This is a genomic window from Rhodococcus sp. ACPA1 (assembly GCF_002300195.1).
GTDB classification, from domain to species: domain Bacteria; phylum Actinomycetota; class Actinomycetes; order Mycobacteriales; family Mycobacteriaceae; genus Rhodococcus_F; species Rhodococcus_F opacus.
Window position 1 is genome coordinate 244,217 of record NZ_NSDX01000006.1, and the last position, 22,185, is coordinate 266,401.

Below are 22,185 nucleotides of genomic sequence, written 5' to 3' on the forward strand. Positions count from 1 at the left end.
AATTCACCTTGGTCACTTCAGGTACGAACAGATGTGTTGAACAGCATGAACTCTCACGAATATCGCAGGTGGCAACAGAGGCGTCGCACCGCTGGGATCGACGTCGACCCCACGGACAAACGCCCTGACAACGAGGCGGAGCACCTTATCGAGTTCGCCAGCAGATGGGCACCATACGGAGGCGCAACCACAGGGGAAATCCTTGTGAACTTCGGAATGACAACCCGCCGGTTCATCGAGCGTTTATGGCAGGTCATTCCCCAATCGAACTGCGACCAAGCAGAGATACGCAGTCTGGCGAGCGCATACCCGCACCACCGGCGAAAGACGGCGACTTGACGCGAACGCTCACGCCCAAGGTGCTGCCTTGGCTCGGTGGCTGCACCCCACAGCCACCGAGCCCGCTTCCTTCTTGCCTTCCCTCAGGTACGGTGACGCAACCGTAGGCGTCGATATCGAACTGCACGCCGAGGGCGATGAAATACTCGAATCGCTGGTTCAGCTGACGCGGATGAGTTTCTTGTTCACGAATTCGTCGATTCCGTATTTGCCGAGTTCGCGACCGAAACCGGAGCGTTTGACGCCGCCGAACGGCAGCTCAACTCCTTCGGCGCCAACGGCATTGACGAACACCATGCCGGCCTCCAGTGAGTCGGCGACGCGGTAGGCCTGATCGGGGTCGGTGGTGAAGACATACGAGCCGAGACCGAACGGAGTGTCGTTTGCCAGCTCGACGGCCTCTTCCTCGGAACGGACCTTGTAGACGGTCGCAACCGGCCCGAACAGTTCCTCCCGGTAGGTTCGTGAATCCCGTGACACATTCGTCAGCACGGCGGGTGGGAAGAAGGCACCCTTCCGATCGCCCTCCGACACCAGCGTGGCGCCCTCGGCGATCGCCTGCTGCACCTGCTCGGACAGCCGGTCGGCGGCGGCGACCGACGACAGCGGCGCGAGTTCGTCTGCGGTGGCGAGCACCTCCGCGGTGAATCTGCCGACGAAGTCGTCGTAGAGGTCCTCGGCGATGATGAATCGCTTCGCGGCGTTGCACGCCTGCCCGGTGTTCTCGAAACGACCTTCTACCGCCGCTTTTACGGTGGCGTCGAGGTCATCGGAACTGAGCACGATGAACGGATCGGAACCGCCGAGTTCCAGTACCACCTTCTTGAGGTTGCGGCCGGCGATCTCGGCGACCGCTGCGCCCGCACGCTCGGACCCGGTCAATGACACGCCCTGGACCCGTGGGTCGGCGATCGCGTCGGCGATCTGCTCGTTGGTGGCGTAGACGTTGACGTAGGCGCCCTCCGGATATCCGGCGTCGGTGAAGATCTGGTGAAGTGCCGCCGCCGATTCCGGACACTGCGGTGCGTGTTTGAGCACGATGGTGTTGCCCAGTGCCAGATTCGGACCCGCGAACCGGGCGACCTGGTAGTAAGGATAGTTCCACGGCATGATGCCGATCAGCACACCGATCGAGTGGCGGCGGATCAGCGCGGTACCCGCGCCCTCGACCAGGTCGATCGGCTCGTCGGCCAGGAACTTCTCGGCGTTGTCGGCGTAGTACTGGTAGATCGCGGCGCTGAAGTCGACTTCCCCCAACGACTGGTCCAGTGGCTTGCCCATCTCCCGCTGGATGATCTTGGCCAGTTCGTCGCGGCGTTCGGTGTGCAGCTCGGCGACCTTGCTGAGCAGTCCGGCTCGCTCGACCACCGTCGAGCCGCGCGACCACTCACGGTGCGCCTTCTCCGCCGCGGACAACGCCGCCTGCATCTGCTCGTCGGTCGCGGTCGGATATTCGCGCACCGTCTTTCCGGTGGCGGGGTCCACAACTGCGTACAGGCTCATGTTCACGTCTCCTCGGAAGGGTGGGGCATTCCAGTATTGCTCGCGATGAGCGCCGGGGGTGGTTTCTCACGAGTAGATCGCCCGGTGATGTCGCGTCGACGTCGCTCCGATGGACACGCGCCGGCCCTCGGCGTGGTGGGGGAGTCGATCCACGTGTCCGCTTCGTCCGCGGACGAAGCGTCATGGCGGTCGACCGGGTCGTGGGCCTTTCCTCGGCCTCACTGGCGTGGGGTATAGGCTTAGCCTGGATGCACCGATCCGGATGAATCCGTGGGTGGGTCGTAACGGCGAAATGCCCTGTCGTAGTGGAAGAATTGAACTTCTCACAGAAACAATTCGGCCACGACGAAGGGCATCTCGTAGATGCAACTGTCTCACACCCGACCCGTCGCGGCGGCGAGGTTCGACGACCCGAATCTCGTGTCGACCGCGGGACTGATCCCGGTGATGGCATTGGCGCAGGCCAGCGGCCTGCTCACCCTCGCCGACGAGCACCTGAGCGTGCCGACCGACAAGGGCGCCAACCCGGGCCGCAAGGTCGGGTCGCTGGTCGGTGGGATGGTCGCCGGCGCTGACAGCATCGCCGACCTGGCGATCCTGCGGCACGGGGCGATGGGAACCGTCTTCGACCGACCCTATGCACCATCGACACTGGGATCGTTCCTCCGCCAGTTCACCTTCGGGCACATCCGGCAACTCGACGCCGTGGCCTCGCGGTTCCTGGGCAATCTCGCGGAGAAGACCGCGCTGGTGTCGGGGATCGACACCGGGCGGGTGCTGGTCGATATCGACGATTCGATCATCGAGGTCCACGGCCACCGCAAACAAGGGTCCGGATACGGCTACTCCGGGATCCGCGGGCTGAACGCCCTCATCGCCACCGTCACCACAGAGACCGCTGCGCCGGTGATCCTCACCCAACGCCTGCGGCGAGGAGCCTGCGGCTCCCCGCGCGGCGCCGCCCGCATGGTCTCCGATTCGCTGGCCACCGTCGACCGGCTGCGTTCGCAGACCGGCGGGGCGAGCGGGGACGGTGCGTCGAAACCCCTGATTAGGTGCGATTCGGCGTTCTACGGCCACCCCACCATTGGTGCGGCGATTCGCGCCGGCGCCGATGTGTCGGTGACCGTGCGCCTGACCTCCACCATCAAACGTGCGATCGCCTCCATCGGCGACGACGAGTCCTCGTGGACGCCGATCCAGTACACCGACGCCCTCTACGACGAGGGCACCGACACCTGGATCTCGCGGGCGGAGGTCGCCGAGATCCCGTTCACCGCGTTCGCGTCCCAGAAGAAGGCCCACCACGTTGCGGGACGGTTGGTCGTGCGGCGTATCCCCGACCTGCGACCACCCAAGGACCAGGGCCAGGGCACGTTGTTCGACGTGTGGCGGTTCCACGCGTTCTTCACCACCACCGACCCCGACGAGGTCGGTACCGTCGACGCCGACAAAACCCACCGTCAGCACGCCGTCATCGAGCAGGTGCATGCGGATCTGAAGAACTCCGCTCTCGCGCATCTGCCGTCGAACTCGTTTTCGGCGAACGCCGCCTGGCTGGTCTGCGCGGTGATGGCGTTCAATCTCACCCGCGCTGCCGGCACCCTCACGGCTGACCCGAAGCTGACGAAAGCGACCACTGGCACCCTCCGGCGCACCATCGTCTCGGTCCCCGCGCGAATCGCGTCTTCGGCCCGACGGTTGACGCTGCACCTGCCGACCGACTGGCCGTGGGAAACAGCGTGGAACACACTGTTCGACAGAACGTTCGGCCCCAATCACCCGATCATCGTCTAACGTCCGCGACACCTGCCCGCCCTCGACGCGAAAGAGCAAGTGGAACAACCCGACACGAGAGGTCGGATGCTCAACCATGCCCACATACCGACCATTGCTGCACACCGAAACTCACCCCGACTGGATCAGCGAATCGGTGCATTCGGGCTTAGAACATCGGAATGGTTGTCGCGTCGAGCGAGTTGGCTCAGGCGTTCCCGATTCGGAAGAATGCACCGGCCGGTTCGCGGTCGATGCAAGGAGCGTCCATTTGATGCCAATCGCTACAGGAACGCACGGCCAGGCGCCACGCAGATCCGCTTGCCACCACGTCTGATGGCGAGCCGAAAGCCTACGGCACCATCCGGACCGCGACACATTTCGACAATGATTTCCTCGGTCGCCGTCACCCCACCCGGCCGCACTCGAATACACCTGAAGCAAGGAACAACGATGACCATCGAACACGACAAGTCCGAACGCCCGCTCTTCTCTGCGCAGCGAACGCTGACCCACAGCACCCCGCAGCCCGTCTCCGAGGCGCCGCGTACCGATGATTCACCCACGCCGACATCCGCCGAGATCCACCGGTCACTCTTCAGCGACGGGTAGGTAATCGCTGCAACCTCGGAAACGGGACGCGAACGGGGTAACTCCGCCGCGAGTACTGCGTCGATCGGGTGTGCTGGTGGCCGAGAGCGGCGGACGCGTGGGGTGTTGTGCCGGTGCCTATTTCGCTGAACCGAACAGCTCTGCGAGTGTGTCGACGCGTGCCCGCCGGTTGTCGGGTGAGAGTCGTTGCCCGTGGGTGAGGACGGAGATGCCGTGTAGTGCGCTCCAGAAGAGCTCTGCTTTGGTCTCCGCGTTCCGGGTTTGCTCCCCACCGACGGCCGAGACGAGGACGGCGAATGCGTCACGAAGTTCCGGCGGTGTGGATTCGTGGGCGAAGCGCACTCCCAGTTGCATCGAGAACATCGCTTCGTAGGTGGCGGGGTTCTCGGTCGCGAAGTCGAGGTAGGCGCTGATGAACTTCGTCAGATCGGCGTCGCCGGCCTCGTCCAGCACCTGCCGCATGATGTGTGTGAAGTCTCGGAATCCGAGGAGCGCGACCGCGCTGACGATGCCGTCCCTGCCGTCCGGAAAGTGGCTGTAGAGCACGGGAGGGCTGTATTCGATCTCGTTCGCGAGACGGCGAGTCGTTACGGCAGGCCAGCCGTCGTTTTCGGCGATGTCGCGGGCGCAGTCGACGATCCTGCGCTCGCGATCCTGCTTTTCCCTTGCTTTGCGTTCTCGAACTCCCACGACCAAATTCTATCACTGGTAGAGTTCCGTCCGTCGATAATCTATCGTTGATAGAAAGTCTTTAGACGGAAGGAGCGGCAAATGCTCGCCTGGATCGGACTCGTCATCAGCTGGATAGGGGCCCTCGGAATCATGGCGATCGGTGCGGCCTACCTTCTGAAGAACGAGAAGAATGCCGCGGGATTCGGGCTTCCCGCCAACCCCGCACCCGACGCCCGCGGCTGGTGGCAGGTGAAGGGGATCCGCGACGTCACCAGCGGTCTTCTGATAATCGTCTTCACCTTCGCGGCCCGCGACCAGCTCGCCTTGCTGGTCTTCTTGCTTGCCGTGATTCCCCTGGGCGACATGTGGATCGTGCTGTCGAACGGCGGTGACCGGAAAGCAGCGTTCGCGATCCACGGTGCTACGGCACTAGCTCTGATCGTGGCCGCTGTACTGCTGGCCGTCTGACCGAAAACGAAACCAGCAGAATGCGATGACCGACAACTGCACCGAACGAGCAGCATCCGCGTCCACTGAGCGAGGCGAGGTGGTCGGGAACGACTCGGCTTCGATGCGTCTACTCTTCGACTCCTCGGATACGGGCGGTTCACTCAACTCGCTGGAGGTTCGACTCCGAGCCGGGGCCGATGGCGCAGCCCCACACTTCCACAAGCGATCGTCGGAGTTGTTCTACGTCATCGACGGAGAACTACAAGTGATGGCCGGTGACCGAATCATGACCGTCGAGGCCGGTAGGTCGGTGGTGGTGCCCGAACTGATGCCACACGCATTCATCGATGCGCCGTGGTGGTGGCAGGAACGCAACGGTACTCGCCACCAGGGCTAGGGGATCGGGCTGCTCGTGACTGGCGATCAGTGGTCAGGCACGTGACGCCGCCTCGAGGAACCGGTCCCGGTCGACGATCGCCCGGTCGATCTCGCCCGACGCGACAACCTTCCCCGAGCTATCGGTAGCCCGCACGGTGAAGGTGAGGCGGTGGCCGACAGCGGCGGCTGGTGGCTCGGCGGCGATCTCGACGCCGGCGCCGACCGGTGTCGGGCTGCGGTGCTCGATTCGGACAGCGGTCCCGACTGTCGTTTGACCCGCACCGATGAACGGTGCAGCACAGACGACGGTGGCCGCCTCCATCCACGCAATCAGCCGTGGGGTCGACAGCACCGGAACGTCGCCGCTGCCCAATGCGGTCGCGGTATCGGACTCAACTACCTCGTAGCGCACGCCAATACAGTACGCCAGGCGCGGCCGATCACTTGGTCAGCGCTTCCGCATCTGGCTTTCACGGTCGCCGTCGGGGATACGTAGATGGGCTGTGCGCTTTCATCATTGGAGAGGCGGGCGCGGCTTGGTGCTTGCGACGACAACGGTGCGTCGGTCGACGCCGAAGACCGAGACGCCGGTGGTGCACGATGACGCAGCACCGCAAAGACGTGTGCACCCGGATATTCCGTGGCGATATCTTCGATTCCGGGTTGTAGAAAGTCGCGAGGGTGCGTCTGAGACACTGGCTGCTGAGCGATAGCGTGTGTACTGGCTGCGCAGCGGTCCAGGCGTCACTATCGTCTCGACACGGGACTACGAGGGGGATCGCGAAGTATGCCGGGGATCGACGGGCACTTGGACTCGATGCAGCGCGCGGGCGCGAGGTCCTCACGGCGTACTCGACGTGTCGCCCTCGTGGTCGGCCTCACCGCCACAATCGCCCTGGGGACGGTACCGCCCGCCGCCGCGCAGCCGGCTCCGAGTGCCGATCTTCGCTGGGGGCCCTGCCCGGCCGAATACGAGCTGGATCCGGCATCCGATCAGTGCGCGTCGGTCACTGTTCCCCGCAACTACGCGGACCCCGCCGCCGGCACGATCGACGTTCTCGTCACCCGACACCGCGCCGAGGATCCCGGCTCGCGGCGCGGCGTGCTGTTCACCAATCCCGGTGGGCCCGGCGGAGACGCGATCGGCTCGAACAGCATGTTCGTCGAGATCCTGCCCGACGCGGTCCGCGCACAGTGGGACGTGATCGGTGTCCAACCGCGCGGGCTTCCCTACGCCGGCGCCGTCGAGTGCGTGCTGGCTCCTGAACAAACGATGGCGATGAGCCTCGGGTTCGGCGGTGCTGCGACGCGTAACGCATGCGAGTCCGCTGCGCCGGGCACCACGGCTCCCCTGACGACCGAGAACACCGCGAAGGACTGGGAGCAGGTCAGGCTCGCACTCGGCGAGGACGTCATCGACATCTACGGCCTCTCGTACGGCACGATTCTCGGATCCACCTACGCGACGCTCTTCCCTCAGCACACCGGTCGCGTGGTTCTCGATTCCGCCGTCGACCAGAAGTGGCTGTGGAACGACGTGTTGTGGCAGCAGAACGACGGCTACAAGGATCGTTTCTACGACCTCATGGACTGGATCGCCGCCCACGACGACACGTACGGGCTCGGTGACACCCCACTGAAGGTGTATCAGCGGTGGTCGGACCGGATCGTCGAGGAAGCCGGCGGGAACCCGACCCTCGCGCCACCGCCCGCCGAGATCGGTGACGTACCGCCCGGCCTGCAGTCCGTTGCGGATGCTTATCGCGGTGGGGTCGATCTCACCGGACCGGCACGCGTTCAGTTCGAGGCCTTCATCCGAAGCCTCGCCGACCCGTCGCACACCCAGATGTCGTCCAGCATCTACGTGATGACGCGGCAGGTGCTTCCCGCCCGCAACAGCTGGCCGCTCATGGCCCGGGTGATCCGGGACGGGCGAGACGCGATTCCCGACGGCACCGCGATGGACGACCTGACGGAGCAAGAGTACGAGCGGATTGCCCAGGCCCAGGTGATGCAGTCACTGGTCCTGTGCAACGAGAACAATGTCGCCGCTCGGCCGGACCGCATTCCGGGTTGGCTCTTCTCCACCTTCGTCACCGGAGATCTCTTCGACCTCATCGGGTACAGCTACAGCGCCGGGCCCGAATGTGCCGGTGCGCCGCCCGTTGTCGCGCTGCCCGCGTTGAGCAATCGAGGACTCGCGACGGCCCCGCTCGTCCTGCAAGGACTGCGCGACCCGCAGACCCCCTATCAGGGCGGAGTTCAGCTCGCCCACGACATGGGGGCGCACCTCGTCACCGTCGAGGGAGGAGATCACGGTGCGGGGATCCAGGGTGGCAACGCCGTCGTCGACCAGGCCGTTACCGAGTACCTCGAGACCGGGCGCACCACTGTCACGCACGCCCCTGAGGCGCCGATCACCGCACCGCTGTGAAGCCCGGGGCCGGGGCGCGGACGAAGTGAGGTTGGTACGCAACACTCCGCGTCCGTGCTGAGCTGCGGACGAAGTGAGGTTGGTACGCAACACTCCGCGTCCGTGCTGAGCTGCGAGACCGGCGTTCCTGGTTCGAAAAGGTGCAGACCCGAATAGACTTGCCGAGGTGAGCCGCGAGGATCCCGATCGGCTGTCCGCCGATGACGCACATATCCTGGGGCTCGAATCGGCGGTGATAACCGGCCACACGCTCAAGCTGGTAGTTCTCGAGCCGGCCATCTCCCCGCTCGACGTCGAGGCTCTGCGAACCGTGGTGTCGGAGCGGCTTTCGAGCCAGCCGCGAGCGACGCAACGGATCGACACCTCGGGACCGGAGCCGCGTTGGGTCGACGCGACCGCGTTCGAGATCAGTGACCACGTCCGGCGCCGGGAAGAGCCCGGGTGTGCCTCGCGCGACGATCTGTGGCGGGCCGTCAGCAAGCTGATGTCCGAGCACCTCGACCACGAGCGCCCACTGTGGACGTTCGATCTGATCGGCCCACTCGGCGACGGGCGCGAAGCGATCGCGGTCCGGATCCATCACGCGATGGCCGACGGGATCAGCGCGGTTCGATTCCTGGACGACATGCTCTGGGATCAGCACCTCGAACCGCCCCCGCGAGAATCGCGACCGGGCCTTCGCGCCGCTTCGCCGCAGCGGTCGCGGGTCGACGAGGCGCTGAGGATGCCTGCGGTTGTGCGTCGTGAGCTCGGCCATCGCGGATCGCACTCGCCCTTCGACCGCCCGATCAGTGCCGCCCGCGAGCTTGCATTCGTCATTGCCCCGCTCCCGGAGCTGAAGGCAATCGGCGCCGCGCGCCCCACTCACGCAACCGTCAACGACGTACTCCTCGCCATCGTCGCCGGCGGCCTGCGCAGCTGGCTCAGCGCCGGCGAAACGGGCTTGCCGCGGCTGCGTGCTCAAGTTCCGGTCAGCCTGCACCACCGGGATGAGGGAGCGGGCGAACTCGGAAACCGTGATTCTTTCCTGAACGTCGATCTGCCGCTCGCCGAGGCGGATCCGCTGACGCGACTCGACCGGATCAACACCGAGACCAGCAAGCGCAAACGCCTCGACGACGCCGAAGAGCTGTTCGATCTCTTCCACGCTCTCGGTCGCGTGAAACGCGTCGAAGAAGCCGCAAAGCGACTCGCCGGCAGCGCGCGCGAGTTCAGCCTTTCGATCTCTAACGTTCCCGGCCCGCCCGCGCCGGTCAGCGTTTCCGGACGCCGGGTCGAGCGGCTGTTCTCCTCCTCGGAGCCCGCCGCTCACCACGCGCTGCGGATCTCGGCGATCTCCTGCGCCGGGATCATCGGTATCGGGCTCTGCACAGACCCCGAGGCTCTGCCCGACGTTGCCCGGCTGGCGGTGGCGATGGAAGATTCATACGCCGAATTGCGTGACGCCGCGATCACATGACGTTCGATTCCGTTCGGTGTCCATGGCATTCGCTGCCGGGCGGGGGTTGGTGGTTCAGGCGCGTCGGACAGGCATGATCGATCGCACCCGAGCGTCACGCAGGTACAGGCCGCCCCACACGAAGATGCCGACATAGATCGGGAACAGGGTGGTGCTGACGATCGGCTGCTCGGTGAGCATATTGGTAGCGACCGCTCCACCGAGGTATCCGGTCAACAGCACCGCGCCCAGGATGGACGTGGCAGGCACGATGTAGAGGATCAGGCACACCAGCAGAACGACCCCGATGACACGGTTGAGGTTCTCGGCAAAGCCCAGCTCGGCCATCGCCTCGCGCACCATTTGGGTGTTCGCGATGTGGATGAGCGAGTCGAACAGGAGAAACAGCACCACGAGGGCGCTGACGACGAGTCCGGCGACTCTGGCCTTCTTCGTGGTTCCGCCGGTCGGCGCCGGTGTCGCGTTGGAGGTTCCCGTGGAGGGTGGTGTCGATGTCATGAGACTTTCTCCTTGTCGTTCATGAAGCGGTACACCGTTCGCCTGAAGTACCTGCTCGTCGGCGTAGCGCGGGCGTATCGACCGCTCCCGCACGCTTCGTTTCCACTCACACCAGTACAGACCGGAGGCGATGGGAAAACTCACCGCGGGCGACGTTCTCCAGGCGAACCCCGCCCCTCCTCGCGGAGCCGCAACCCGAAAAGTTGAAGTGATGGCCGATCTGGACAAGATCTCACGCCGTCATCAGCGCGACCGGACGCGATCATCGGCACCACCACCTCCGCGATACCCATCGATGAACTCGCCAAGGAAGTCCACGAACCCGACCATCGACAACACAGCACCCGTCTCGGTGGCACTGACCCGGCAACTGTCTGGCGGATGCTCGGCGCGGCGCATCCGTTGGACGCGCACATCGCGGCCCAGCCTCGTTCACGCATCGCTCACGTTCGCGGTTCTCATCGTGTTTCCGCAGTTCACTCGCAGTTACGACTCCTCGTTAGCCTTGCAGCACGAGCTACCGGACATCGAGGCGGCGCATGGCGTCGAGGAGTGACCTATGGAGTTCAGACATCTCGTTTCATTCATCACCATCGCCGAGGAACTACATTTCGGACGGGCCGCTTCGCGGTTGCATCTCACCCAGCCGTCGCTCAGTGCACAACTGCAGAAGCTGGAGAAATCTCTCGGGGTGCGACTCGTCGCACGCAATTCGCACGAGGTCAAGTTGACCTCCGCGGGTCAGGAGTTCGAGGCCCAGGCCCGGCTGATCGTCTTCCAGATGGAGAAGGCCGCGCAAATCGCGAAGGCTACCGCGGAAGGTCGCTCGGGAACCCTGAACATCGGATACAACATGCCGGCAAGCCGGCACGTGCTGCCGTCTGCACTCGCCAAAATGAGTGCTGTGCACCCCGACGTCGTGGTGTCGTTGTGGGAGAAGCGGACCGGTCCCCAACTCGCGGACCTCGCGGACGGGACACTCGACGTCGCGCTCGTGTACGGGCATCCGCGGACGGCGGACTTCCGGTACCGGCTGGTCCTGCGGAAGATTCCGCTCGTGGCCGTCGTGGGCAAGGGGCACAGCTGGGCAGGACGGTCGGCTGTGCCGTTCGCCGAGTTGGCGAACCAGGCATGTGTGATTTTCTCGCGCGATCAATGCCCGGCCATGTACGACTCGATCTTCGGGGCGGCGTCCGACAGCCGGATCTCGCTCGACGTCGCTCAGACCGCCGATGACCCGGGCGCGACCGCGCACATGGTGTCGGTCAAGCCGCTGGTCGGATTCGCGTCGCTGCCGCGCGCGAGTTCGGGCGGTCTCGGTGCGATGGGCGCGAGTTCAGTGGCGGTGAAATTATTCGATCCGATTCCGACGATCGATCTGTATGCGGTGTGGCGGACGGTTGAGGCGAATCCTGCCGTCTTCGCTTTCCTCGACTGCATCGACAATTTCGAGGAATTGGAACGCGGCGAGCGCGGCCTGGTCGCTATTTGATTTTCGGCGATAGAATTATTCGTTCGCGCCTTTGTTTTATAGTTGTTGCCATGATTCGGTGACTGCCGAACAATTCTCGGCATGAATACTTCCTTCTCCCGAGATGGCCTCGAATTGTCGGACGAGATCGGGCTCTATTCTGTGGTGAGCGCCGCAGCCGCTGCCGCCCCGCATCGGATCACGTTGTGCGCCGGTGTGGACGGGGAGGAGTTGACTTGCGGGGACGTCGCGGAGCGCACGCGGGCCCTGGCGTCCGCGCTCATGGAGCGAGGGGTGCGGGCCGGGGACCGGATCGCGGTACTCGGGCGAACGAGCCTCGAGTCGGCGCTGCTCGATGTCGCCGCCCTGGCGGTCGGGGCGGTCGTCGTGCCGGTGTACCCCACGTCGTCCGACCTCCAGATCCGTCACGTACTAGCGGATTCGGGAGCCGTCCACTTCGCGGCGGAGAGCGATGAGGATGCGATTCGGCTGACCGTACGCATCGGAGCCGGCGCCCGAATCGGTGGGCGCAGGCTCCGCCGTATTCGGAGGCCTATTTCAGTCCGGATCGGACGAACGCGTTGACGATGTGCCGCTGGAGGACGACATAGAGGACGAACACCGGCAGGCACGCCAGACCGGCGACGGCCATCATCGGCCCCCAGTCGTTGCCCTCGGTTCCCATGAAGCTCCTCAGCCCCAACTGAACGACGGCGTTGCTGCGCTGCAGGACCACCGCGGGCCAGAAATATTCGTTCCAGGCATTGATGAACAGCAGAATCGACAGCGCCGCCAGCGCGGGACGCAGATTCGGTACCACGACGGTCCAGAGAATCGACCACGACGAACGGCCGTCCAGCTTGGCCGCCGCGACCAGTTCTTTCGGGAAGCCGGCCATGTGCTGCCGGAGCATCAGGACACCCAGCGCGGAGCACAGCGTCGGCACGATCACACCGACGAGGTTGTTGATCAGTCCCATTTGGTACAGCAGTACATAGTTGGGGAGCATCGTGACCTGGAACGGCACCAACCAGGTTCCGACGAACGCAAGGTAGAGCAGCCGTTGGAAGCGGAACGAATACATCGCGAACGCGTACGAGGCAAGCAGAGCCACGAGGAGCTGACCAGCCGCCGAGACGCCTGAGACGGCGAACGTGTTGGCGAGCAGGCGGATCACGTCGACCTTCTCGGTCGCGTCCACATAGTTGCCTAACGACAGCGGCCACGGAACGGGGGAGAGGGAGCCGACGTCATCGGGCCGCCGCAGTGACGTCGCGAGCAGCCAGTAGATGGGAAATGCGCACACGAGGGCGATGGCGACGAGGACGACATGTCCGCGAGCCCGCCGCCACAACGGCTCGGGTACGGCTGACTCGCTAGTCGTCATGGAACGAGATCCTTTCCGAGATCCATACGAGAACACCCGCAACGAGACCGAATCCGGCGAAGAGCATGATTCCCGCGGCTGCGCTCAGGCCCGCGTCGAAGCTGTGGAACCCGTAGTCCCACAACAGGTAGTAGATGTTGGTGGTCGCCTGTGACGGTCCGCCCTGGGTCAGGGTGTCGATGAGCGGGAAGGTCCACTGCGTGCTCAGCAGAACGGTCATCAGTCCGAGGAACACGAGGGTGGGCGACAACAGCGGCAGCGTGATCCACCAGTCGATCTGTCGCCGCGTCGCCCCGTCGACCTGTGCGGCCTCGGCGTAGTCCCCGCTGATGCCGGCCATTCCGGCAGAGACCACCAGCACGGCGAAACCCATGAAATGCCATCCGGTGATCGCGAGGATCACCCATTGCGCCGTCGCTGGTTCGTGGATCCAGTTGGTGTCCGAGCCCAGCACTCGGTTCACGATCCCCGCACCAGGGTCGAGGAGCCATTGCCACACGGCCGCGCTCGCGACCGGGGCGACGAGAAAGGGTGCGAAGATCAGGCTCTGGTAGATCGCCCGGGCTCGTCCGTGCACGCCGCGGGTGGCGAATCCGACGACCACCGGTAGCACGAGTGTGAACGGCAGCAGACCGACGATGAGGACGACCGTCCGCCACACGGAGTCACCGACCGCCGGCAGTTCCAGCAGCCGACGGTAGTTGTCGGTGCCCACGGGAACCATGGCGGTTGTCGGAAGCAGGTTCCAGGAGTAGGTGGAGAGTTGGGCCGCCTGAACGAGCGGGCGGTATGTCCACACGACCAGCAGCGCGACCGCCGGTGCCAGGTACAGGTACGGCTCGGCCATCCGCACCACCCTCCGGAGAGGGTGGGTACGGATGGCAGGCACCGTCACCGGTTCCCGGACCGGTGTTGTCGCGTCGGCAAGGTCCGGTACGGCAACGAACACGATGTTTCCCTCATCCCGCCCGCAGCGCGAGGGCATGCAATCGGGCGAGCATGTCCTGTTCGGGTATGTCGTAGACCGACTCGGCCGGGGTCGCCTCGACCGCGGTGGCGACCACCGTGGATTCGAGGACATCGATCCGGCTGAACCCGTAGCCGGCGACGCCGCGGTGACTGCCCACCGCCGCGATCGGGTCCACCCGGTAGGACAGGGCCGGACCGACCCACACCGGGATCCCCGCCACCGCCCCCGAGCTCGTCAGATGGGAGTGCCCACAGAGGATCATCCGCACATCGGAGCCGACCAGAACGGCCTCGAGCCGGTGGGGATCTTGGAGGCGAAGGTAGTTCACCGTGGCGACCGGGGACGGAAGCGGTGGGTGGTGAAGGACGAGGAGCGTTCCCCGCTCACTGGGCTGGGACAGTTCGTCGTCGAGCCATGCCAGCTGCTCGTCGGTCAGCCGACCCTCGTGCCTCCCGGGTGTGGTGCTGTCGAGCACGATCACCCGGAGACCGTGGATGTCGTGGACCGCGTCGTACGGGGCTTCGAGATCGCCGCCGGCGGAGTCGAGTCCGAGCAGTTCGGTATGGAACGCGGTGCGGTCGTCGTGATTGCCCATCGCGTAGACGATCTGCGCACCGAGTTGGGCGGCCGCCGGCTCGACGACCTCCCGCAACCGCCGGTAGGCCTCCGGCGCCCCGTTGTCGCTGAGATCGCCCGACAGCACCACCGCGTCCACGCGTTGGCGGGATCCGACGATGCGGTCGAGTGTGCGGATGAGGTTGTCGAGGGTGTCGATCGTGCCGTGGACGAGGTCGCCGGCGGCGCGGATGTGGGTGTCCGTCAGGTGAATCACCGTGACGTCTGCGGGGGTCACTGGGTGGGCAGAAGCGCGGTGGCCTGCTTCTGGGCGGCGTCGAGGGTGGATTTCGGGTCGGCGTCCTGGTAGACGACCGCCTCGACGGCGTCCATCATGCCGTCCCGGATCTGCAGGTAGTTGTTGCCGGGCATCGAGATCCACGGCTCCATCGAGCCGAGCTGTGCGATATTCGGCGCGAGCAGCGGATTCTTCTGCGACCACTCTTTCAACCCGGCGGGATCGTCGACGAGTCCGGTGCGCAGCGGGAGGTAGCCGATGCCCTGCGCGATCTTGGTGTAGGCCTGCTCGCTGGTGAGGAACTTGATCAGTTCCCACGAGGCGCGCTGCTTGGCGGGGTCGGATGCGAAGGTGAAGAGGGAGGCGCCGGAGTTGGTGGGAACGGGGGTCTTGCCGGCGAAGGTGGGCATCGTGGTGGCGCGCAGGTCCCACTTGTCCTTGGCGCCCTTGACGAAGGTGCCCTGGATCGCGCTCGTTTCGAGGATCATGCCGATATCTCCGCGGGCGAAGGCCTCGTAGCCCTGCTGTTGGCTGAGCTTGGGGGTTGATCCCGACTGGACCAGGTTCTGCGCCATGTCCGCGACCTGCACCGCGGGGTCGGCGGCGAACGTGAGCGACGATCGGTCCTCGGCGATGACCCGTCCGCCGTTGGACCGGACGAGGCTCTGGAAGCACCAGTCCTTCGCGGTCTTGGTCAGGCAGTCCAGGTAGACGCCGCCCTTGCCGGTCTTCGTCGTGATCGCGGCCGCAGCGGCCGCGACCTCGTCCCACGTCTTCGGTGGTGCCGCGGGGTCGAGTCCGGCCTGCTCGAACAGCGATGCGTTGTAATAGAACACGGGAGTCGAGAAAACGAAGGGCACGCCGTAGGTGGAGCCTTCCCAGTCACCCAGAGTGCGCGCGGTCGGGGCGTACGGGTACTTCGCGCCGTCGAAATTCTTCTGCACGGCGTCCGCGCCGACGAGGTCGTCGAGCGAGTGGGCGCCGAGCTGGTGGATCGTGAAGTCGAGGTCGCTGAATCCGAGCTGCGCGACGTCCGGGGGCAATCCGGCCACCGTCTGGCTCTGGATGCTCGAGATCGTGTCGGTGGCCGGGTTCGGGCTGTTGCCCTGCGGCTTCTGCGCCGTGACGTGGATGTTCGGATTCTGCTTGGTGAAGTCGTCGATCAGGGCGTTGAAGGTGTCGGTCCACGCTCCCGCCATACCGTAGTTGTAGCTTTCGAACACGATCGACACGTTCTGGTCCGGCGCTAGTTCCGGCACCGGATCTGTGCTGCTCGGCGCGGAATCCGTGGTTGTGGTGCCGAGTCCGCCGCAGGCGGTCAGGACCAACGCGCTGGTCACCAGCGCGCCCAGCCCGGGCAGGGTCTTCTTCACTGTGGTTTCTCCTGTTGTTCGTGTGTGGGCGGGGCTCGTGAACACGCCGGTGCTCATGCCACCGACAGCGAGGCATCGCGTGGAGATGCCCCGTGCTCGTGAGGAACGTGCCAGACCAGCCGGCGGCCGGTCCCGGGGTCGAAGAGTTGAATGTCGGCGGGACCGACACTCAGCGCGGCGGCGTCGCCGACCTGGGCGGGAACCGGGCGCGGAGCGCGGACGCGAATGACGGTGCCGCCCACGGTGACGTGCAGGATCTCTTCGCTGCCCAGGTTCTCCGATGCGGTGACGACACCGCGGAGTTGGGCATCGGTGCCGTTCAGCCGGATGCGTTCCGGCCGGATGCCTGCGGTCACCTTCTGTGGTCCGGTCGCCGAGTCGGCGGACAGCCCGAGGGGTGCGTCGACGCCGTCGGCGACGAGGTGGAGTTCCCCGGCCCGGTCGATCACTGTTGCCTCGAACAGGTTCATCGGTGGCGCGCCGAGGAAGGCGGCGACGAACGTCGATCGCGGAGTGTCGTACAGCTCGGTCGGTGTACCGACCTGCTCGATCCTTCCGTTGTTCAGCAGTGCGATTCGTGTCGCCATCGTCATCGCCTCGACCTGGTCGTGGGTGACGTAGAGGAACGTCGATCTCAGGCGATGGTGCAGGTCGATGAGCTCGGTGCGGGTCGCGCTGCGCAACCCGGCATCGAGATTCGACAGCGGCTCGTCCATGAGGAACGCCCCCGGGTCGCGGACCATCGCCCGGGCTAGGGCCACCCGCTGACGTTGCCCACCGGAAAGCTGGGCCGGGCGCCGGTCCAGATGGCTTTGCAGACCGAGCGCCGACGCCACGGTCGTGATCCGTTCGCGGATCTCGGCCTTCGACATCTTGCGGGCACGCAGAGGGAAGCCGATATTCTTCGCGACGGTCAGGTGCGGGTACAGAGCATAGCTTTGGAAGACCATCGCAACGTCCCGCTGTCGCGGTGGTGTCCTGGTGATGTCGTTCTCGCCCAATAGGATGCGGCCCGACGACGGGCTCTCGAGTCCGGCGATCAGACGCAGCAGCGTCGACTTCCCGCACCCGCTCGGTCCGAGAAGAACCATGAACTCTCCGTCGGCGATGTCCAGGTCGACACCACGCACCACCTGCGCGTTGCCGAACTGTTTCGACACACCTTCGAGTCTTATCCGCGACACCCGCATCTCCTCGGTTGTTCCGTGTTTCCGGAGACACCACAGCAGCCATGGGTGACGGTGCGGTGAACACCACACCGCCAACTCCCGACCTGACCCGCGCCGGGCGGTCGCGTGCAGCGACGATAGGGGGAGTGGGCCCGCGCGATAGGAACCTTCTCACGCCTGCTCACTGTGCTCGATAGTCAAATTCAATCGAGCGCAGTGAAAAAGATTGCGGAGTAGTCGCTTACGGTCAGCGATCCTACGCTGACTTCGTGACTTCGCATCCAGACGCCGGCGTGTGCCGGCCCCTTCTCCTCGTCGGTATCTGCGCGGTGACGTTCGTCGTCTACCTCGACGCCAGCATCACCCCCGTCGCGCTCCCGGAACACGCTGGCGTTCGCGTGCATCCACTGCGCGACCGTGCCGCCACCACCGAGGTCGCGGCCGAGCGGCTGATCGAGGCAAGTGGGGCGGCGAACCTCTCCGGCGCCACGTGGATGGTCTACTTCGCGCGGGCGCTCGGCGCCAACATCGGTCCGCGAGTGGACCTGCACACCCTGCCCCCCGGTCACCGGGATGATCGAACTCGGCGAGGGCTGCTCGATCGAACCCGAGACGGACCTGTCCGGGTTCTGGATCGACGGCGACGTCATCCACATCGGATCGATCCGCGTCGGAGCCGGGGCATCGGTCGGTGCCCGCTCGACGCTGTTTCCCGGCGCCCGCATCGGCGCCCACGCGGAGGTGGCACCGGGGTCCGCGGTCACCGGGAAAGTCTCGGCAGGTCAGCGGTGGGCGGGCTCGCCCGCAGTCAAGGTCGGCAAGGCGGTACACCCCTGGCCGGAGGACCGGCCGCCGCGTGCCTCGAAATGGGTACCCGTCTACGGCCTGACGTTCCTCGCGGTGGCGGCGATGCCCCTGCTCGCACTTGCCGGCGGTCTCGTCCTGCTCGGGTGGTGAATCCGCGACACGGACACGCTCGGCGCGGCCGTGATGACAGCACTGCCGATGCTCCCGGCCCCGACCGTCCTCGCCCTCGCCCTGTTCGCGGGGATGACCGTCGTCGTGGTGCGCCTGCTCGGGCTCGGCCTGCGCGAGGGCTATCACCCGGTGCGCAGCCGGATCGGCTGGCAGGCGTGGTCCACCGAGCGGCTGATGGACTCCGCCCGCACCTTCCTGTTCCCGCTGTACGCCAGCCTGCTGACCCCGCTCCGGTTGCGGCTGCTCGGCGCCAAGGTCGGTAAGAACACCGAAATCTCCACGGCACTGGTTCTGCCGTGATACACCACCGTTGCGGACGGCGCGTTCCTCGCCGACGACACCATGGTCGGCAGCTACGAACTCGGCGGCGGATGGCTGCGCATCGAGCCCGCCAAGATCGGCAAACGCGCATTCCTCGGCAACTCCGGCATGACCGGCCCCGGACGCACCGTGCCGAAGAACGGTCTGGTCGCGGTGCTCTCGGCCACCCCGGACAAGAAGGGCAAATCCGGTTCGTCGTGGCTGGGTAGCCCTGCGGTCCGGCTGCGCCGTTCGGCCACCGACGCCGCGACGTCGCGAACCTTCGATCCCCCGACCCGCCTGCGGGTCGCCCGAGCCTTGATCGAAACCTGCCGGCTGATCCCGATGATCATCACGTTCGGGTGGGCAGCAATGCTGTCCGGGCTCGTACTCCTCGTCGCCGGCGCCGTTGCCGGCGGCATCGCGGCGGCCGCCAAGTAAATCGTCGTCGGCCGCATCGGCGTCGTCGAACACCCGCTGTGGGGCTCGTTCGTCTGGCGCAACGAGGTGTCCGACGCGTTCGTCGAAACGGTCGCCGCGCCGTGGTTCGCCCGCGCCGCCACCGGTACCGCCGTGCTGAACCTGTGGCTGCGGGCGATGTGTGCGACCATCGGGTGCGGCGTCTGGTGCGAGACGTACTGGCTGCCCGAGGCCGACCTGGTCACGCTCGGTGACGGCGCCACCCTCGGCCCGCACAGTGTGGCATTGCCCGCCTCGGCGATCGGACCGGGCGCCACCGTCGGGCCCGGCGTCTCTGGTGATGCGCGGGGACCGCGTGCCCGACTCGACCCGCTGGCAGGGCAACCCCATCGCACCCCAGCCCGAACACGGCCGATAAGCACCGGCGTCGAGCGGCTGCGCCAGTTCGCTACTCGCGCGTAACCACGAATAGGCCCGTATGCTCGGCCTCGTCGTGGGGCTGCGGCGATGGCCTGGAAAGCTGTGGAATGTGATGACACCCTGCGACATCACCGAGCGGAACGGGAAGACGCATGTCGATGAACCCTGATCCCAAGAGCGGGCGACGGCGACGGTTTTCGGTCGGAACACGGGTGAGAACCCCCCACTCCCTCGACGCGGAACTTCCGGCCGACCAGTGGCCCCTCGCGTCGGGAGTGATCATCGAGGACTTCGCCGACTCGGGCGGCCTCAGCCCGAAGGCGTACGGACGCGATTGGGCCTTCTCCCGGCGGTGGGCGATCGCCCTCGACGACGGCAATCTGATCTTCCGCGACAGCGAAGATCTCGACGACGAAGAGTCCGACACCGAACCCGTCTGAACAGGTGTGGGATGAGCGTCCAGCCGCCGGCGGTGACGGCACCTCCCCGACAGATCTTGGCACCGGACTGCGGAGTCGAATGGCCTTGGAGTTTCTTCGCCGGTGTGTGATTCGACGAACGCGCACGAAATTCGTGCGTTCCCGTCCGCGAAGTGGCGGAGATCCGTCAAGTGTCGCCGGTGAGGGCCCTGATGGCGGCGCGTTCGACGAGCAACGGAACGAAGTCACGTACTGGTCGTCCGTCGAACTTGTGGTGAGCGGTGTCGATGGCCTGGTTGATCACGCCGGAGTCCATCGTCGGAAACCGCCGGGCCAAACGTTGTCGCACCACACTGATGTGCTGATCTTCAGTGGCTGCGTTCATCTTCGAATTGTCGTCCTGCCGTGGTGTGAATGCACGGGTTTCGCCGGGTACATCGGCGAGTGGCAGGGTGGATGCCGGCACCCGCCTCTGCCCGGGCTCGAGTAGGCGTCGGCGGTTTGCACGGTGTCACCGCGCTGGCACCTTGCCGACGTAGCCCGCGGCGCAGGCACCTACCTTTCTCGAGATGCTGAATGCGGAAATCGAGATCCTCTCCACACGGGTCGACAAGACGCGTCCACACGCACATCGAGAGCAGCCGACCGCTGCTACCGGCGTGGCCGAGCGGCTGCAGGCGGAGGCGGTCGTCCTCGGCGCCCTCCGCTCGATGGTGTGTCGGAGCCGGTGGTCACGGCGCCTCGGGGACTGTCGGGTACGCCGTGGACGGTGTGATGGTCAGGGATTCGTCGAGCGCGCGAGTGGCGGCGCGTTCGACGAGCAGGGGTACGAAGCCGCGGCCGCGGCGGCCGATGATCAGCGCGCGGGAACAATGCGGAGGCTTGCGGGGTTGCTGCCTGTGGGTGCGTTGATGGCGACGGCCGCCGGTGGGCGCCGCCGGGCTGTTTGAGTATTCCACCGTCCCTGCGACGTTCGTGTGCGTTGTCGCGGTTGTGGCTGCGGTGTCGACGGCAACGGTGGCGTTGGCCCGGATGCTGGCACAGGCCCGGGGAGCGTCGGCACCGGGTGACCTCACCCGTGGTGCATGATGTCCCCCTCGACCGGCCGCGGAGTCGGTGCGCGGCCGGTCGAGGACACGGTGAGCACCCTTGGGGTGAGGGGCCGGTGCACGACCCGCTCCCTCGTTAGGTGACATCGTTGAGATTGCGGGTCCACCTATGGAATCTCCTGGGCTTTAGAATTGGGCGATGGACAGGACCGACCGCGCCAGCCGGGTGATCGCGGCACCACCGGAGACTGTCTACGGCGCCCTCCTCGACCGGGACTCCCTTCAGGCCTGGTTGCCGCCGGACGGCATGCGCGGGCGGGTCGAGCGGTGGGATCCTAGGCCCGGCGGCGGGTTCCGGATGGTCCTGACCTACCTCGACCCCGCCGACAGTCCCGGCAAGACGTCGGATGCGACGGATATCGTCGATGTCGAATTCGCCGATCTGGTGCCACCGGAGCGCGTGGTGCAGCGGGCGGTGTTTCTAGCTGACAACCCGTCGTACGCGGGCACCATGACGATGACCTGGCACCTCGCTGCCGCCGGTGACGGGACCGAGGTGACCGTCACTGCCACGGACGTGCCACTCGGCATCGACCAAGCGGCACACGAGGCCGGGATCGCCTCCTCGCTGGACAACCTGGCGTCGTACGTCGAAGGGGCCGGCTGACTCAGGTCGGCGGCGGCCCGGGCCCGGGCACTCCGTCGAGGACGCGGTCGAACACCCACACCGTCATCGCGAGCATGCCGCGTACCGTCTGATCCGCGCGGCGAACCGCCCGTCGGGGTATAACGGGTTCATCGTGGTAGCGAGTCTCGGCCAGTGGACGGTGGTGCCGCATCGGCGTTGGTCGATGCGTCCAACATGCGCCCTCCCGCTCGGGGCACGCCTATTCGCCGTGATCACACGCGTAGTCATCAGCACGGATGATCAGCAGAGATTCAAATCTCCGGAGCGGACACCGCTGCTTCGATTGAACCGTCGCCGCTGGCAGCCCTTCCCCGGACGGATTCGACCGCTTCGCGCGTGCGTTCCGCGGTCTCGCGAATGCGGGCCAATTTAGAGGCATTGTCCTGCATCCACTGATGTGCATCGATCGGATACCTGGGCAAGGTTCTCGTCCTGATCAGGCGTAATGTCCGAAGTGTTTCTCGATCTCGGCGACTCCGAGTCGAACTGCGTCTGAACGGGTTTCGGTAAGAATAGCCACAGGACCTGGTTACGGCCCGCCTTTTGGTGGCAAACAGGTCTTCCCGT

At 65.7% G+C, this 22,185-nt stretch carries 21 protein-coding genes and 1 pseudogene; 11 read left to right on the forward strand and 11 right to left on the reverse strand.

Translation table 11 applies throughout. The features are described from left to right. Positions 1 to 498: 498 nt before the first annotated feature. Positions 499 to 1,842, reverse strand: coding sequence for an NAD-dependent succinate-semialdehyde dehydrogenase (locus CJ177_RS30540; RefSeq protein ID WP_025432780.1), 1,344 nt, complete (start codon positions 1,840 to 1,842; stop codon positions 499 to 501). A 363-nt stretch (positions 1,843 to 2,205) separates the two neighbouring features. Here CJ177_RS30540 and CJ177_RS30545 point away from each other — a divergent pair, with 363 nt between their 5' ends. Together CJ177_RS30545 and CJ177_RS47515 are read left to right on the forward strand one after the other, a co-directional pair. Beyond that, positions 2,206 to 3,639 carry an IS1380 family transposase gene (locus tag CJ177_RS30545; RefSeq protein ID WP_095869325.1) on the forward strand — a complete coding sequence of 478 codons (1,434 nt, stop codon included), beginning with the start codon at positions 2,206 to 2,208 and terminating at the stop codon, positions 3,637 to 3,639. Positions 3,640 to 4,071: 432 nt separating this feature from the next. Beyond that, positions 4,072 to 4,230, forward strand: a complete 159-nt coding sequence (locus CJ177_RS47515; protein WP_179443311.1) for a hypothetical protein — start codon at positions 4,072 to 4,074, stop codon at positions 4,228 to 4,230. Positions 4,231 to 4,347: 117 nt separating this feature from the next. On the opposite strand, the gene CJ177_RS30550 is transcribed toward CJ177_RS47515, so the two are convergent. Then, positions 4,348 to 4,920, reverse strand: a complete 573-nt coding sequence (locus tag CJ177_RS30550) for a TetR/AcrR family transcriptional regulator (RefSeq protein ID WP_005242709.1) — start codon at positions 4,918 to 4,920, stop codon at positions 4,348 to 4,350. A gap of 81 nt (positions 4,921 to 5,001) precedes the next feature. Here CJ177_RS30550 and CJ177_RS30555 point away from each other — a divergent pair, with 81 nt between their 5' ends. Continuing rightward, positions 5,002 to 5,370, forward strand: coding sequence for a DUF4267 domain-containing protein (locus CJ177_RS30555; protein WP_005242708.1), 369 nt, complete (start codon positions 5,002 to 5,004; stop codon positions 5,368 to 5,370). Between the two features lie 25 nt (positions 5,371 to 5,395). Next, entirely contained in the window at positions 5,396 to 5,749 is a 354-nt protein-coding gene (locus CJ177_RS30560) for a cupin domain-containing protein (RefSeq protein WP_080578191.1), read from the forward strand. 33 nt (positions 5,750 to 5,782) lie between these two features. On the opposite strand, the gene CJ177_RS30565 is transcribed toward CJ177_RS30560, so the two are convergent. Then, positions 5,783 to 6,142: a thioesterase family protein gene (locus CJ177_RS30565; RefSeq protein WP_025432779.1), complete on the reverse strand. Its 360-nt coding sequence runs from the start codon at positions 6,140 to 6,142 to the stop codon at positions 5,783 to 5,785. Between the two features lie 375 nt (positions 6,143 to 6,517). On the opposite strand from CJ177_RS30565, the gene CJ177_RS30570 reads away from it, so the two are divergent. Both CJ177_RS30570 and CJ177_RS30575 read left to right on the forward strand, forming a co-directional pair. After that, positions 6,518 to 8,164, forward strand: coding sequence for an alpha/beta fold hydrolase (locus tag CJ177_RS30570; protein WP_095869326.1), 1,647 nt, complete (start codon positions 6,518 to 6,520; stop codon positions 8,162 to 8,164). A gap of 166 nt (positions 8,165 to 8,330) precedes the next feature. Next, the gene (locus CJ177_RS30575; RefSeq protein ID WP_025432778.1) at positions 8,331 to 9,623 is read left to right on the forward strand and encodes a wax ester/triacylglycerol synthase domain-containing protein; all 1,293 of its coding nucleotides are present in this window, start codon (positions 8,331 to 8,333) and stop codon (positions 9,621 to 9,623) included. Between the two features lie 54 nt (positions 9,624 to 9,677). Here the strand turns inward: CJ177_RS30575 and CJ177_RS30580 are convergent, their stop codons facing one another. Further along, positions 9,678 to 10,121 carry a DoxX family protein gene (locus CJ177_RS30580; protein ID WP_005242697.1) on the reverse strand — a complete coding sequence of 148 codons (444 nt, stop codon included), beginning with the start codon at positions 10,119 to 10,121 and terminating at the stop codon, positions 9,678 to 9,680. A 559-nt stretch (positions 10,122 to 10,680) separates the two neighbouring features. Between CJ177_RS30580 and CJ177_RS30590 the strand changes: the two genes are divergently transcribed. Further along, positions 10,681 to 11,613, forward strand: coding sequence for a LysR family transcriptional regulator (locus tag CJ177_RS30590; RefSeq protein WP_061700590.1), 933 nt, complete (start codon positions 10,681 to 10,683; stop codon positions 11,611 to 11,613). An 81-nt stretch (positions 11,614 to 11,694) separates the two neighbouring features. Further along, entirely contained in the window at positions 11,695 to 12,177 is a 483-nt protein-coding gene (locus CJ177_RS30595; protein WP_061700589.1) for an AMP-binding protein, read from the forward strand. On the opposite strand, the gene CJ177_RS30600 is transcribed toward CJ177_RS30595, so the two are convergent. Genes CJ177_RS30600 through CJ177_RS30620 form a run of 5 tightly spaced genes read right to left on the reverse strand, consistent with a single transcriptional unit; the run spans position 12,146 to position 17,359 of the window. Then, positions 12,146 to 12,979: a carbohydrate ABC transporter permease gene (locus CJ177_RS30600; protein WP_005242678.1), complete on the reverse strand. Its 834-nt coding sequence runs from the start codon at positions 12,977 to 12,979 to the stop codon at positions 12,146 to 12,148. The two genes, CJ177_RS30595 and CJ177_RS30600, sit on opposite strands and share 32 nt — an antisense overlap. Beyond that, positions 12,969 to 13,964: a carbohydrate ABC transporter permease gene (locus CJ177_RS30605; RefSeq protein ID WP_179443313.1), complete on the reverse strand. Its 996-nt coding sequence runs from the start codon at positions 13,962 to 13,964 to the stop codon at positions 12,969 to 12,971. The genes CJ177_RS30600 and CJ177_RS30605 overlap by 11 nt, the downstream gene beginning before the upstream one ends. Next, positions 13,939 to 14,802 (reverse strand): metallophosphoesterase, encoded by an 864-nt coding sequence (locus tag CJ177_RS30610; protein WP_061045479.1) that lies wholly within the window; start codon positions 14,800 to 14,802, stop codon positions 13,939 to 13,941. Before CJ177_RS30610 ends, CJ177_RS30605 begins: the two co-directional genes overlap by 26 nt. After that, positions 14,799 to 16,175 carry an ABC transporter substrate-binding protein gene (locus tag CJ177_RS30615; RefSeq protein ID WP_095869328.1) on the reverse strand — a complete coding sequence of 459 codons (1,377 nt, stop codon included), beginning with the start codon at positions 16,173 to 16,175 and terminating at the stop codon, positions 14,799 to 14,801. Before CJ177_RS30615 ends, CJ177_RS30610 begins: the two co-directional genes overlap by 4 nt. A gap of 53 nt (positions 16,176 to 16,228) precedes the next feature. Then, on the reverse strand, positions 16,229 to 17,359 hold the full coding sequence (locus CJ177_RS30620) for an ABC transporter ATP-binding protein (protein WP_025432775.1): 1,131 nt from the start codon (positions 17,357 to 17,359) through the stop codon (positions 16,229 to 16,231). Positions 17,360 to 17,784: 425 nt separating this feature from the next. Here CJ177_RS30620 and CJ177_RS30625 point away from each other — a divergent pair. Continuing rightward, positions 17,785 to 19,460, forward strand: a pseudogene (locus CJ177_RS30625) (amino acid adenylation protein); the annotation flags it as partial. Between the two features lie 214 nt (positions 19,461 to 19,674). Beyond that, a complete protein-coding gene (locus tag CJ177_RS30630) occupies positions 19,675 to 19,902 on the forward strand; it encodes a hypothetical protein (protein WP_226955513.1) in 228 nt (75 codons plus the stop codon). Positions 19,903 to 20,068: 166 nt separating this feature from the next. On the opposite strand, the gene CJ177_RS30635 is transcribed toward CJ177_RS30630, so the two are convergent. Continuing rightward, on the reverse strand, positions 20,069 to 20,266 hold the full coding sequence (locus CJ177_RS30635) for a three-helix bundle dimerization domain-containing protein (protein ID WP_025432770.1): 198 nt from the start codon (positions 20,264 to 20,266) through the stop codon (positions 20,069 to 20,071). Positions 20,267 to 20,612: 346 nt separating this feature from the next. Further along, complete coding sequence (locus CJ177_RS46870) at positions 20,613 to 20,840, reverse strand: hypothetical protein (RefSeq protein ID WP_197488008.1); 228 nt, start codon at positions 20,838 to 20,840, stop codon at positions 20,613 to 20,615. A gap of 289 nt (positions 20,841 to 21,129) precedes the next feature. Here CJ177_RS46870 and CJ177_RS30645 point away from each other — a divergent pair, with 289 nt between their 5' ends. Beyond that, positions 21,130 to 21,597 carry an SRPBCC family protein gene (locus tag CJ177_RS30645; RefSeq protein ID WP_061045476.1) on the forward strand — a complete coding sequence of 156 codons (468 nt, stop codon included), beginning with the start codon at positions 21,130 to 21,132 and terminating at the stop codon, positions 21,595 to 21,597. Positions 21,598 to 22,185: the final 588 nt, after the last annotated feature.